The sequence below is a fragment of the Pseudoxanthomonas sp. F11 genome (assembly GCF_037046485.1).
Taxonomy (GTDB): domain Bacteria; phylum Pseudomonadota; class Gammaproteobacteria; order Xanthomonadales; family Xanthomonadaceae; genus Pseudoxanthomonas_A.
In genome coordinates this window covers 360,452-372,984 of record NZ_JBANLZ010000004.1, presented here as the reverse complement: position 1 = coordinate 372,984, position 12,533 = coordinate 360,452, and the positions used below count along the sequence as shown (strand labels likewise).

12 protein-coding genes are annotated in these 12,533 nt (G+C 68.5%); 1 reads left to right on the top strand and 11 read right to left on the bottom strand.

Going from position 1 to position 12,533, the window contains the following annotated elements:
- The first annotated feature begins 6 nt into the window (after nt 1–6).
- The gene (locus tag V8246_RS14570; protein WP_336189833.1) at nt 7–324 is read left to right on the top strand and encodes a hypothetical protein; all 318 of its coding nucleotides are present in this window, start codon (nt 7–9) and stop codon (nt 322–324) included.
- Between the two features lie 36 nt (nt 325–360).
- On the opposite strand, the gene V8246_RS14565 is transcribed toward V8246_RS14570, so the two are convergent.
- The 11 genes from V8246_RS14565 to V8246_RS14515 all read right to left on the bottom strand — a co-directional run bounded on the left by V8246_RS14565 (nt 361) and on the right by V8246_RS14515 (nt 12,529).
- Entirely contained in the window at nt 361–1,869 is a 1,509-nt protein-coding gene (locus tag V8246_RS14565; RefSeq protein ID WP_336189832.1) for an ATP-binding protein, read from the bottom strand.
- Nucleotides 1,870–1,872: 3 nt separating this feature from the next.
- A complete protein-coding gene (locus V8246_RS14560) occupies nt 1,873–2,313 on the bottom strand; it encodes a response regulator (RefSeq protein ID WP_336189831.1) in 441 nt (146 codons plus the stop codon).
- On the bottom strand, nt 2,310–4,112 hold the full coding sequence (locus tag V8246_RS14555) for an ATP-binding protein (RefSeq protein ID WP_336189830.1): 1,803 nt from the start codon (nt 4,110–4,112) through the stop codon (nt 2,310–2,312). The genes V8246_RS14560 and V8246_RS14555 overlap by 4 nt, the downstream gene beginning before the upstream one ends.
- Before the next feature lie 108 nt (nt 4,113–4,220).
- Nucleotides 4,221–5,330: a GGDEF domain-containing protein gene (locus V8246_RS14550; RefSeq protein ID WP_336189829.1), complete on the bottom strand. Its 1,110-nt coding sequence runs from the start codon at nt 5,328–5,330 to the stop codon at nt 4,221–4,223.
- Between the two features lie 76 nt (nt 5,331–5,406).
- A complete protein-coding gene (mtnA, locus tag V8246_RS14545; RefSeq protein WP_336189828.1) occupies nt 5,407–6,465 on the bottom strand; it encodes an S-methyl-5-thioribose-1-phosphate isomerase in 1,059 nt (352 codons plus the stop codon).
- A 47-nt stretch (nt 6,466–6,512) separates the two neighbouring features.
- Nucleotides 6,513–7,262 (bottom strand): DUF3011 domain-containing protein, encoded by a 750-nt coding sequence (locus V8246_RS14540; RefSeq protein WP_336189827.1) that lies wholly within the window; start codon nt 7,260–7,262, stop codon nt 6,513–6,515.
- 108 nt (nt 7,263–7,370) lie between these two features.
- Entirely contained in the window at nt 7,371–8,342 is a 972-nt protein-coding gene (epmA, locus tag V8246_RS14535; RefSeq protein ID WP_336189826.1) for an EF-P lysine aminoacylase EpmA, read from the bottom strand.
- A 154-nt stretch (nt 8,343–8,496) separates the two neighbouring features.
- Nucleotides 8,497–10,842 (bottom strand): NAD-dependent DNA ligase LigA, encoded by a 2,346-nt coding sequence (gene ligA, locus V8246_RS14530; protein WP_336189825.1) that lies wholly within the window; start codon nt 10,840–10,842, stop codon nt 8,497–8,499.
- Between the two features lie 432 nt (nt 10,843–11,274).
- Entirely contained in the window at nt 11,275–11,805 is a 531-nt protein-coding gene (locus V8246_RS14525) for a hypothetical protein (RefSeq protein WP_336189824.1), read from the bottom strand.
- A 23-nt stretch (nt 11,806–11,828) separates the two neighbouring features.
- Nucleotides 11,829–12,188, bottom strand: a complete 360-nt coding sequence (locus V8246_RS14520; RefSeq protein ID WP_336189823.1) for a GFA family protein — start codon at nt 12,186–12,188, stop codon at nt 11,829–11,831.
- Nucleotides 12,185–12,529 (bottom strand): low molecular weight protein tyrosine phosphatase family protein, encoded by a 345-nt coding sequence (locus tag V8246_RS14515; protein ID WP_336189822.1) that lies wholly within the window; start codon nt 12,527–12,529, stop codon nt 12,185–12,187. Before V8246_RS14515 ends, V8246_RS14520 begins: the two co-directional genes overlap by 4 nt.
- Between the last annotated feature and the right edge of the window lie 4 nt (nt 12,530–12,533).

The window sequence follows — 12,533 nt, the reverse complement described above, 5'->3', positions numbered from 1 at the left end:
TTCACCATGGCCAGCCAGTACCGAGACAGCCACGCCACTGCGCAGATCGTCGACATCGATGCCGAACTCGCCTATTGGAAGACGCGTCTCAATGAAGATACGTTCCAGGTGGTCGGCGCCACGGTCAGCGACCTGGAAAAGTGCCTGAAGATCGGCTACGACGCTTATCTGCTGCATCATCGGCACGAGTTCGACGAGATCGCGCCCTCCCTGCGCGACCGGCTGCAGCGCTACTGCCCCGATACGCCGATCGGCTGGTACCGCGCCCAACCCATCATGCGCGCGGTCTGGCAGCGGCTGAAGCCGTCGGTGGGCCACACCTGACCGGTCCGGTCCGGCGCGCCGACAGGCGTCCGGGCCTCAGGCGCGCAATCCCAGCGCGTGCTCGATCGCCCCGAACAGCGCCTGCACCTGCACCGGTTTCACCACGCTTGCCGCGCAGTCGTGTCGGTCGGCCTGCCTGTCGGGTTCGCGCAGACGCACCACGGGGCCTTCGAAGCCCGCCTCCTTCAGTACCGCCAGCACGTCCGCCGCCGACAGCAACAGGATGTCGTCGTCGATGACCGACAGCGCAGGCAGGCCGTTGCGCTCGATCTGCTGCAGCGCGTTGGCGCCATCGGGCGCCATCACCGGGTCGTAGCCCTGCGCGGCCAGCGCGTTGCCCAGCAACGACAGGCGCGTCGCATCGCCATCGACCAGCAGGATCCGGCGACCACCGCCGTCGAGGAACGTGGCATCTTCGGCCGTGGACCATTCCTCGGCAACCGGTGCCGGCAGATGCAGCTCGAATACGGTGCCCTCGCCCGGCGTGCTGCGCACTTCGATGCGTCCGCGCACCGACTCGACGATGCGCTTGCAGGACATCAGGCCCAGTCCGGTCCCACTGGCCTTGGTGGTGAAGAACGGCGTGAACAGCTGCCCGCGCGTGGCTTCGTCCATCCCGGTACCCTCATCGGACACGCGCAGCAACACGTACTCCTGTCCGTCGCCGGCCACTGTCGACGCGGCCGACAGCGTCAGCCGTCCACCGCGCTCGGCCATGGCCTGGATGCCGTTGAGGCACAGGTTGATCAGGCACTGCTGGAACTCGGTGTAGTTGCCCTCGATCAGCAGATCCTCCGGCGGCGGCTCCACCACCAGGCGGACCTGTCGCGACAGGCTGCCTTGCAGCAGCAACTGCACGGCGCTGAACAGCGCGGCCACGCTGATCGTCTCGCTGGCCTTGCGCGAGCCGCGCACGAACGAGAGCATGGAATCGGCCATCTCGTGGCCGCGCTTGCCGCTTTCGGAGATCACCGCGCCCAGGCGCAGGATCTTGGGGTCGTCGCTGTACGTGGACAGCAGGTCCGGCACGATCAGCAGCGGCTGCAGGATGTTGCGCAGGTCATGGCTCAGGCCGGCGGCCAGCATGGCCAGGCAATCCAGCCTCTGCGAGCGCATCAGTTCCTTCTCTGCGTGCTCGCGTTCGCGCTCGGTGCGCGCTTCGCGGATGGCGCGCGCCACCGCCGACGGCAACCGGGCCGGCGTGTGCTTGAGCACGTAGTCGCTGGCGCCCTGCTGCAGCGCCCTGACCGCCGCCTCCTCGCCGATGGTGCCGGAGAAGAACACGAACGGCAGGCGCGAGTCGTGCGCGCGCAGGATCTCCAGTGCCTGGTAGCCGGAGAAACCCGGCAGCTCCATGTCCGACAACACCAGGTCGAACGGATCGCCGCCCAGCGCCGCGCGCATGTCGTCGGCACTGTCGACGCGGACGAACTCCGCGTCCAGGCCGGCGTCGAGCAGCTGTTCGATCAACAGTTCCGCATCGAGCTCCGAATCTTCCACCAGCAGGATGCGGACGCGGCCCAACGGGGCACCGGAATGCGGCACGGCTCAGTCCCTGATCGGTGTTTCGTTGATGACGGCCCAGAACGTGCCCAGCGTCTTCACCGCCTGGAAAAACTGGTCGATGTCCACCGGCTTGACCACGTACGCATTCACGCCCAGGTCCCAACTGCGCGCCAGGTCGCTCTCCTCCCGCGAGGACGACAGGATCACCACCGGTAGGTGCTTGAGCTTCTCGTCGCTGCGGATGTGCTTGAGCACCTCCAGGCCGTCCATGCGCGGCATCTTGATGTCCAGCAGCAGTACCGACGGCAAGCTGTCCTCGCGCTGCGCATGGGCGCCGCGGCGCAGCAGGTAGTCCAGCGCCTCCACGCCATCCTCCACGTGGACGATGGGATTGGCCAGGTTGGCCTCTCGCAGCGCGTCGATCGCCATTTCGGCGTCGGCCAGGCTGTCTTCGGCCAACAGGATGGTGCGGATGTCGCTCATGCGTCTTTCTCTCGGGAAGGCGGAGCGTCGAGCGCCGCGGGAAGGGTGAAGAAGAAGGTCGCGCCCTGGTCGGGCGCCGATTCGGCCCAGATCCGGCCGCCATGCCGGCCCAGCACGCGGCGCACGCTGGCCAGGCCGATGCCGGTACCGGGGAAGTCGCTGGCCTTGTGCAGGCGCTGGAACACGCCGAACAGCTTGCCGGCATACGCCATGTCGAACCCGGCGCCATTGTCGCGCACGCTGAACAAGTGGCTGCCGTCGTCCTGGCGCCGGTGCTCGACGTCGATGACCGCACGCTCGCGCTGGCTGCTGTACTTCACGGCGTTGCCGAGCAGGTTGCTCCATACCTGGCGCATCATGTTCTCGTCGGCCAGCACGATGGGCATTGGCGCGATACGCCACTCCACGCGGTCCGCGCGGCCCTCGCCCTGTTCGCCCGCATCCAGCATGGCCCGCGCTTCGGCCACCAGCGACTGCATGTCGACCGCCTGCAGCCGCAGCGCGCCGCGGCCCAGCCGCGAGTACACCAGCAGGTCGTCGATCAGCTGCGACATACGTCTTGCCGAACCGCCGATCACCTCCAGGTAGTGGCGGGTCTTCTCATCCATGCCCTCGCCCAGGTGGCGGCCCAGCTTGTCCGAGAAACCGGCCACGTGCCGCAGGGGCGCACGCAGGTCGTGCGAAACGGAGTAGCTGAACGCCTCCAGTTCGCGGTTGACCTCGGACACCTGCTCGACCTTGCCTTCCAGCTGGCGGTTCAGCGCGGCGATCTCCTGCTGTGCGGTCTTCTGCAGCGAGATGTCGCTGACCGTGACCAGCACGGCGTGGTCGTCGCCCTCTGGCAGCGGCATGCGCCGGGCGTTCAGCAGCACCGTGCGGCGGAGGCCATCTGCGGTCTCCTGCTGCAGTTCGTAGTCCCACAGCTCGCGGCCTCGCGCCAGCACGTCGTCCAGGCGCTGCCGCATCACCTTGTCCTGCCAGGCGGCGCCCAACTCGTCCAGGCTGGACACTTTTCGCCCCTTCTCGATGCCGTAGAGTTCGGCGAACGCGCTGTTGTGCATCTGGATGCGCTGTTCGCCGTCCAGCAACACGATGGGCTCGCGGACCGTATCCAGCACCACCAGGGCGCGCTGACTGGCCTGTGCGGTCCGCTTCTCGGCATTCAGGCGTCGCGCTGCCTGCCTTCCCAGCGACATCAGCACCAGCGACAGCAACAGCAGCTGCGCGCCCAGCGCGATCATGCGGATCCATTCCATGCGCCGCCGCTGTTCGGTGGCCTCGCTGTTGCGCTGCTGCAGCAGCGCCCGCTCATCGTTCAGGATCTCGTCCAGCAGGCCACGGATCGGAAATCGGGTGGCCAGTGGCGCGACCACGGTGCCGCGGTAGGCTTCCGGGGCCTGCAACAGTTGGTCGACCACCTCGACACGTGCGTTGACCAGTTCGCGCAGTCGCCCCACCCGGATCAGCTGCTCGGGATTGTCCGCCGTGAGTCGGGCGAGGTTCTGGAACCGCTCCGGCAACGCGTGGCGTCCCGTCCGCAGCCGCTCACGCGCCAGTGGATGGTCCGCACCGAGTGCAATCAGCATGGCCGACGATTCCATTTCGCGCACGTCCAGCGCCAGCCCCAGCACGGTGGCTTCCACCTCATGCGTGTGGATGACCGCGTCGGCCGCTTCCTGGGTGTCGCGCGCAAGGCGCTGCAACAGGATGACCGGCCCCACCACGATCAGCAGGATGGCCAATCCCAGCAGCAGCAGGCGTCCCTTGCCCCATGCATGCGGGGTGCGATCCTCGTTCATAGTCCCCTGGCGTCCGTTGGACGCGCAGCGGACCCGACAGTCGCTGCGCGTGGAAAGTCGGACGATGCTATCGCAGGAATGTCACATTGGGAATGAAGAAAAATCCGTTCAGGGAACGGGCGCCACGCACACGCGGTCACGCCCCTCGCGCTTGGCTGAGTACAGGGCGAGATCGGCGCGCCGCATCAGCTCGCGCAGCGTCTCGCCGGGCCGATGCTCGGCGACGCCGGCAGACAGCGTGGTGACCGCGCCTTCGTGCTCGACACCGAACTGGCTGCGCACGTGCTCGGCGAAGGTGCGCGCCGAGCCCGCGTCGTGCCCCTCCAGCAACACGGCGAACTCCTCGCCGCCGATGCGCGCAGCACACCCGCGGACGCCCGCGCGCGCCTGCATGATCGCGCCCAGGCGCTGCAACACCGCGTCGCCCCCGTCATGTCCCAGCCGATCGTTGATGCGCTTGAAGAAATCGATGTCCAGCACCACCAGTGCCAGCGGCACGCCGGCGGCGGCGGCGCGCGCATGCGCGGCCTCTGCACGCTCGCTCCAGCCGTTGCGGTTGAGCAGGCCGGTCACCGGATCGGTGCTGGCCTGCTGAACCAGGCGTCGGCGCATGCGCCAGGCCGAAACCGCAAAGTCGCTGCGGTAGCCGGCCAGTACCAGGCCGAAGCCGATGGTGGTCAGCGTGTACAGCCAGTACAGCGCACTGCCTGTGCCGGGCGCTCCGTACAGCACGATGCGCAGCTGGGCCATCGCCACGATCAGCAGCGCGAACGCCAACAGCGATACCGGGCGCACCATCAGCGCCATCAGCGCCAGCGGCAGCAACTGGAACAGGCCGGTACGAAGGGCCAGCTGGCCGGTCGCGCCAGGCAGCGGCATGCTCATGAAGATGCCCAACAGCAACGTCGCCAGCAGCGTCAGGACCAGCCGGTGCTGCCACTGCGGCAGACGGGCCACCGCGGCCGCGCAGCCGGCCACCACGCTGGCCATCAGCATCTGCAGCCAGCCGGGGTAGCCGATCGAGGGCGTGGCACCCGCCATCTCGAATACCGTGATGATCGCCAGCAACACCGCGCCGCACAGCAACACGCCACTGACGATCGGCCGCGTGGCGCGCAGTTGGGCCTCGATGAGGCTCTCCCGCTCGGTGCCGTCCAGGTCGTGGGTGGACTCGCGGGCGAAGAAGCCGCGCAGGCGCTGCACGCGCGGCGCCGCCATCGAAGGGGCCCGCGGCTGAACGCGGGTGCGACGCGGCGCGTCGCTCACCGGCTTCGCGCGCTCCCCCAGCATCGACCTAGCCGCCGAAGGTCGCGCGCATGCGCGCTTCGTCGGGCTGCTCGATCACGCCCTTCTCGGTGACGATGGCATCGATCAGCGATGCCGGGGTGACATCGAACACCGGATTCCACGCCGGCACGCCTTCGGCCACCGTGCGCGTGCCCGCGATGCCGAGCAGTTCGCCGGGGTCGCGCTCCTCGATATGGATGGCATCGCCGTTCGGCGTGGCCATGTCCACCGTGGACGACGGCGCCACCACCATGAACTTCGCACCGTGGTGGCGCGCGGCGATGGCCAGCTGGTAGGTGCCGATCTTGTTGGCGGTGTCGCCATTGGCGCAGATGCGGTCGGCTCCCACGACCACCCACTGCACGGCGCCGGTCTTCATCAGGTGCGAAGCGGCCGAGTCGGCGATCAGCGTGGCGGGAATCCCGTCCTGCAGCAGCTCCCAGGCGGTCAGGCGCGCACCCTGTTGCCACGGGCGGGTTTCACCCGCATACACCTTGCCGATGCGGCCCTGCGCCACGCCGGCGCGGATCACGCCCAGCGCGGTGCCGAAGCCGGCCGTGGCCAGCGAACCGGTGTTGCAGTGGGTCAGCACGCCGCTGCCAACCGGAATCAGCGCCGCTCCCAACTCGCCCATGTGGCGATTGGCGGCCAGGTCTTCCTCGGCGATCGCCAGGGCTTCCAGCTCCAGCACGCCACGCCAGTCGCTGCCGGCGGTCTTCAAGGCCGCACGCATGCGCGCCAGCGCCCAGCCCAGGTTCACGGCCGTGGGACGCGCGGCGTTGAGGCGCTGCATCGCAGGTTCCAGCTTGTCCGCCGCTTCGGCGGGCGTGGCGGCCATCACCTCGCGCGCGGCCAGCACCACGCCCCAGGCGGCGGCAATCCCGATGGCCGGCGCCCCGCGCACGGCCAGGTCGTGGATGGCCGCGGCCACCTCGTCGCTGGTGGTACAGCTGAGGTACTCCACCACGAAGGGGAGCTTGCGCTGGTCCAGCAGTTCCAGCGCGTTACCGGTCCAGCGGATGGGACGGATGCGGTCGTAGCGGGCGTAGTCGATGGGGTCGGTCATGCGGCCATTGTACCGGCCCCTCCCCGCCTCTCCTCACATCCAGGACGTCACCAGCTGCGGAACTCGGCCCGGCAACCGTCGGTCACCCAGACACCGCGGGCGTCCCGGCCCCAGGTGCGGCCTTCGATGCAGGCGGCGTTGGACAACTGGCGGACCAGCTGCACGCGGCCACGCCCGTCCACACCGCAGGTGCGGGTGCGTCCCTTCTCGGATTCACAACGGAAGGTCCGGCCGTAGCCGTCCCCGTATCCGTTGTCGTAGCCGCCGTTGTTCCAGCCGCCGCCGTTCCAGCCGTTGCCCCGGCCGTACACCTCGAACTCGGCCCGGCAACCGCGCGACACCCAGATCGCATTGCGATCGCGGCCCCAACTGTACCCTTCACTGCACGGGGCCTTGGAGAACTGGCGGACCAGACGCACCTCGCCGCGGCCGTTGACCGGACAGCTGCGCGAACGCCCGTCGATCGATTCGCAGCGGATGCGCTGCGCACTGTCCCAACCGCCACCGCGGCCGCTGGCGAACTCGGCGCGGCAACCGCGATCGACCCAGACGCCATCCCGCAGCCGGCCCCAGTTGCGGCCTTCCTCGCAGCGCGTCTTGGAGACCTGCCGCACCAGCCGCACGCCGCCGCGAGTATCCATGCGGCACTCGCGGTAGCGGTTGTCATTGGAGTCGCAGCGCACGACCTGCCCGCCGCCGTAATAGCGATCGTCGTACTGCGGTGCGGCCTTTGCGGCGACGGTGCCGAACAGGGCGACGGTGCCGAGCACCAGTGTTGCGATCAGCGAGCGTTGCATGGCGAGCGTCCTCGTAGGTGTTGGACCGCAATCTACGCAGCGATGATGAACGCGCGCCCACGTAACCGTTTGCAGGGAACACCCACGCGCGGCGTGTTTGGCTGGCTTTCAGGCGCGCGCGAAATCGAAGGCGACCACATCCGCGATGCGCGGTGTGTCGAGCATCGCCATCAGTAGCCGGTCCACGCCCAGCGCCACGCCCGCGCACGCCGGCATGCCGTACGCCAGCGCGGCGAGCAGGCCTTCGTCGATGGCGGGCGCATCCTCGCTCCGCACGCTGCGTGTCGCCACGTCGCGTTCGAAGCGCAGGCGCTGCTCCGCCGCATCGGTGAGCTCGTGGTAGCCGTTGGCCAGCTCCAGCGGGCCCAGGTAAAGCTCGAAGCGTTCCGCCACCGGCACGCCGTCGCGCTCCACCACCTTGGCCAGCGCGCATTGGCTGGCGGGGTAATCGTGCACCACGCGGATCTCGTCGCGGCCGAACGTCGGCTGCAGCCGGTGCGTCATCAGCAGGTCCAGCCAGTCGTCGCGGGTCAGGCCGTCGCCGTCGATGGCGATGCCGGCCGCGGCGTTGCGGACCGTCTCCAGGTCGGCCGTCATCGGATCGACCCCCAGCTGCTGCCGGTACAGATCGCGGAGGCTCACACGCGCTACGGTGGCCGAGCGCCCGACCATCGACAACGCCGCCTGCACCAGCGCCACCGTCTCGTCCATCAGCGGTTCCAGCGTCCAGCCCACGCGATACCACTCCAGCATGGTGAACTCCGGGTTGTGCCGCCCACCCGCCTCGCCATCGCGGAATACCCGCCCCAGTTCGAAGCAATCGCCCACGCCGGCGGCCAGCAGTCGCTTGAGCGGAAACTCCGGCGACGTCCGCAGCCAGCGCGTGCGCGATGCGCCGTCGGTGCGACCCGAGAATTCGAGCGCGAACGAGGCTATGTTGGGGTCGGTATTACCCGCCCGCGACATCATCGGCGTCTCCACTTCCAGCACGTCGCGCGCAAGGAAGAACTCGCGGATGAGCCGGTTGAGCGCGGCACGCAGGCGCAGCGCCTCCATCGAGGCGGAAGGCTGCCAAGTCAAGGCAAGCCTCCCGCCATTGTAGGAGCGACGTAAGTCGCGACCGCACACCAACAGCGCTGGGATGCTTCGCCCCCTCCGCGTGGACGATACGCCATGACAGGAGAACTTTTCCGGTCGCGACTCACGTCGCTCCTACAGAGAAGCGGGCTCCGCCTCATGCATGGCTCTCCAGGAACGCCAGCAGCTGCGCCTCGTCCCAGATCTCGATGCCCAGCTCCTGCGCCTTGGCCAGCTTGGAACCGGCGGCTTCGCCGGCCACCACCAGGTGCGTCTTCTTCGACACGCTGCCGGCGACCTTGGCGCCCAGTGCCTCCAGCTTCTCCGCGGCTTCGTCGCGGCTCATGGACGCCAGGCTGCCGGTCAGCACGACGGTCTTGCCGTCCAGCGGCCCGGCGGACACCGCCACGTCCGCCGGTGTGATCGCCCGCAGTTCGTCGAGGGCCGCACCGCAGCGCGACAGCAGCTGCGCGTTGGTCTCGTCCTCCCGCCAGGTGGCGAAGGCGTGGGCGGCATCGCTGGGCAGACCGGCGGTGACGAAGTTGTGCACCGGCGCATCCAGCAACGCCTGCACCGACGGGAATGCCGACGCCAGCTGCTCGGCGCGCACGCGGGTGACCTTGGGAATCTCCAGGTCGACCAGCACCGTGGCCAGCTCCAGGCCGGCGCGCAGCTTGCCCGAAGGGAGATGCGTATCGCCGATCACCACCCCGCGCGCCAGCAGGTCGTCGATGGCCTGCTGGTTGCCGGGCTGGTCAAGGAAGTGACCCAGCGAGCGCGCCACTTCACCGCCGATGTCCGGCACCTGCTTGAACAGCGGCCATGGCAGGCGACGGATCACCTGCAGGTCGCCGAACCACTGCGCCAAGGCCTTGGCGGTACTCTCACCGACATGCTGGATGCCGAGACCGAACAGGAAGCGCTCCAGCGTGGTCCGGCGGCTGCGGTCGATGGCCTCGATCAGGTTCTCGGCCCACTTGGTCGCGACCTTGCCCGATTTCACCGTCTCGGGCGTGGTGCCATCGCGCTCATCCACGCGCCGCTTCATCTCCAGCAGGTCGTCCAGCGTCAGCTTGTACAGGTCGGCCACGTGCTGCACGAAGCCCAAGTCACTGAGATCCTCGACGAAACGTTCGCCCAGGCCCTCGATGTCCATCGCCCGGCGCGAGGCGAAGTGGATGATCGTCTCCTTGCGCTGCGCCGGGCAGGTCAGCTCGCCGCTGCAGCGCCACACCGCCTCGCCTTCCTCGCGGACGATCTCCGAGCCGCAGACCGGGCACTGGGTCGGCATCTGCCACGGCACGGTGCCGGCCGGGCGCCGTTCGGGCACCACGCCGACGACCTCCGGGATGACGTCGCCGGCGCGGCGCACGATCACCGTGTCGCCGTTGCGCACGTCCAGGCGTGCCACTTGGTCGGCGTTGTGCAGGGTGGCGCGGGTGACGGTCACCCCGCCCACGTGCACCGGTTGCATCAGCGCCCACGGCGTCACCGCGCCGGTGCGGCCGACATTGACCTCGATCGACTCCAGCACCGTCATCTGCTCCTGCGCCGGGAACTTGTGCGCGATCGCCCAGCGCGGCGCGCGCGAGACGAAGCCCATCTCACGCTGCCCTTCCCCGTCGTCCAGCTTGTAGACCACGCCGTCGATGTCGAACGGCAGCCCATCGCGCGCCTCGCCGATGCGACGGTAGTAGTCGAGCAGGCCTTCCACACCTTCCACCACCTCGCTGAGGCTGCTGACCGGGAAGCCCCATCCGCGCAGCTGCTTCAGCGTGGCCGAGTGCGAATCCGGCAGTTCGCCGCCCTCGACCAGGCCGGTGCCGTAGGCGAAGAACGCCAGCGGCCGCTGCGCGGTGATGCGCGGGTCCAGCTGGCGCAACGAACCGGCGGCGCCATTGCGCGGGTTCGCCAGCACCTTGCCGCCATGCTTGCGGGCGTACTCGTTGTACGTCTCGAAATCGGCGCGCGGCATGTACACCTCGCCGCGCACTTCCAGCACGTCCGGCCAGCCGGTGCCGCGCAGCGTCAGCGGGATGGCCTTGATGGTGCGCAGGTTGAGGGTGACGTCTTCGCCGGTGGCGCCGTCGCCGCGGGTGGCGCCCTGCACGAAGGCGCCACCTTCGTAGCGCAGGCTGATCGCCAGGCCGTCGAGCTTGGGCTCGGCCGAGAACCGCAGCGCCGGGCGCTTCAGCCGGTCGGCGATACGGCGGACGAAGTCCTGGACCTCCTCGTCGCTGAAAGCGTTGCCCAGCGAGAGCATGGGGATGGCGTGGCGCACTTCGGCGAACTTGCCGGCTGGCGCATTGCCCACGCGCTGGGTGGGCGAATCGGCGGTCACCAGATCCGGATGCGCTGCCTCCAGCGCCTCGAGGTCGCGCAGCAGGCGGTCGTACTCCGCATCCGGGATGCTGGGCTCGTCCAGGACGTAGTAGCGGTAGTTGGCATCCTCCAGCTGGCGGCGGAGGTCGGCGATGCGTGCGGCAGGGGTCGGCGGCGTCATAGGTGAATTCTAAGGCCGTGGGCCGTGACGGGAGGTGCAGGCCGGCGGGGTCGAGGGCCGCCCCTGCCCTCCGTCGCGTGGCGTTGCCGGGTCCGCCGTCGGACGATAGCGCTGGGAGCCCCATCGATGGAGCTCGGAATGCCAACCGCAAGGCTCACCTGCTCCATCGATGGCCCTCGGAGAGCCATCGATGGCTCTCAAAGCCCGATCGATGGGGCTCAGGGAGCCATCGATGGCATTCGGAGTGTGATCGATGGGGCTCGGAGTGTGATCGATGGAGCTCTGAAAGCCATCGATCGGGCGCCTGTGCTTGATCGGTGGGATTCCGAGCCCGGCCGATGGGGCTCCGAGCACCATCGATGGAGCTCCGCGTGCCGTCTGCCGCTAGGAATGTGAGAAGCACGGCGCGTGGCACGCCCGCTATGGGCCAGGTCAGGTGTGGAAGAGGTACAGCACGTCCTCGTCCAGGTCGCGCAGGACCTCGGGCAGTGCCGCGGTCACTTTCACGCGGCGGCGTTCGCTTAGGGTCACGTCTTCATCCAGCGGACCGTGGTACTGGTGGAGCATCAGGCCGAGTTCGCGGACGTGCCCCGAGGCCAGCACCGCGCGCACGAAATCCGTCCAACGCACCAGCGCCTCCCCGTCCCGGGCCTGGAACGACGCCTCTGCACTCTCGCGCTTCTGCGCCAGGGCACGTGCGACCTTCGCCGCACTCCAGCCCTTGCGAGCGAGCTTTCGCGCATCTTCCCCTTCGTCGGACCCGCGCGAACGCGATTGCCCCAGCGGCGCATCGCAGTCGCAATGGCCGAGCGTCGTCAGGAAATACGACTCGCCCGCTTCCAATTGGCCCTCAACCGACGGACTGGGCAAGCGCTGGAACTGCCGATCATGCGCACGTGAAATCGCATCCAGCACAGGGATCGGCGCGGTGACGGGCAGCACGGCGGTGACGAATCGGCACATGGACGCAGTCTAGCGGACCCGCCTCACGGCATGCCCGCACCCACCGTCATACGCACCGGGATGCCCGCCGGGTCGAAGCCGTCCAGGCAGTACACGTTGATGCCGTAGTGGTCCGGTGTCACACGCTTGCGGTGGAACGGGTAGATGCCGCACACCTTGCAGAAATGGTGGTGCGCGGTATGGCTGTGGAAACGGTATTCGGCCAGCGCATCGGCACCGGCGAGCAGGCGGAAGGCGCTTCCGTGCACCTTCACCATCAGCGCATTCTTCTTGCGGCAGATGGAGCAGTCGCACTGCGTCAGTTCGGGAAAGTCGGTGTCGATCTCGAAACGGATCGCGCCACAGTGGCAACGGCCGGTCCAGGTCTGCAGGGGACGGGTCATGAGGTCTCCACGTTGGCGGGGAGGAACCGCACGACCTTCTGCTTCAGCAAGCGGATGAGCATGGGGTCCATGAAGTCGTAGTCGTCGGGGATGTCCAGGCAGATCACCCGCTTGCCGTTGAGGTGGCGCGCGAACTTCGCCGACAGCCGGTTGCGGTGCGCCTTCTCCATCACGAAGATCATGTCCGCCCACGCCAGCAGTTCGGGCGAGACCGGCACCTCGGCGTCATTGCCCAGACCGGCCGAGGCCGTTTCCACACCCGGCCACTCGGCGAATACCTGCTCCGCCGTCGGGCTGCGCAGGCGGTTCTGGGTGCAGATGAATAGGATGTTGCGGGGCATGCGT

Excerpts from the sequence above, each read along its gene's own strand:
- V8246_RS14570 (WP_336189833.1), top strand. The coding sequence starts at position 7 with ATGGCCAGCCAGTACCGAGACAGCCACGCCACTGCGCAGATCGTCGAC.
- V8246_RS14560 (WP_336189831.1), bottom strand. The coding sequence starts at position 2,313 with ATGAGCGACATCCGCACCATCCTGTTGGCCGAAGACAGCCTGGCCGAC.
- V8246_RS14555 (WP_336189830.1), bottom strand. The coding sequence starts at position 4,112 with ATGAACGAGGATCGCACCCCGCATGCATGGGGCAAGGGACGCCTGCTG.
- V8246_RS14550 (WP_336189829.1), bottom strand. The coding sequence starts at position 5,330 with ATGGCGGCGCCGCGCGTGCAGCGCCTGCGCGGCTTCTTCGCCCGCGAG.
- mtnA (WP_336189828.1), bottom strand. The coding sequence starts at position 6,465 with ATGACCGACCCCATCGACTACGCCCGCTACGACCGCATCCGTCCCATC.
- V8246_RS14540 (WP_336189827.1), bottom strand. The coding sequence starts at position 7,262 with ATGCAACGCTCGCTGATCGCAACACTGGTGCTCGGCACCGTCGCCCTG.
- ligA (WP_336189825.1), bottom strand. The coding sequence starts at position 10,842 with ATGACGCCGCCGACCCCTGCCGCACGCATCGCCGACCTCCGCCGCCAG.
- V8246_RS14525 (WP_336189824.1), bottom strand. The coding sequence starts at position 11,805 with ATGTGCCGATTCGTCACCGCCGTGCTGCCCGTCACCGCGCCGATCCCT.
- V8246_RS14520 (WP_336189823.1), bottom strand. The coding sequence starts at position 12,188 with ATGACCCGTCCCCTGCAGACCTGGACCGGCCGTTGCCACTGTGGCGCG.
- V8246_RS14515 (WP_336189822.1), bottom strand. The coding sequence starts at position 12,529 with ATGCCCCGCAACATCCTATTCATCTGCACCCAGAACCGCCTGCGCAGC.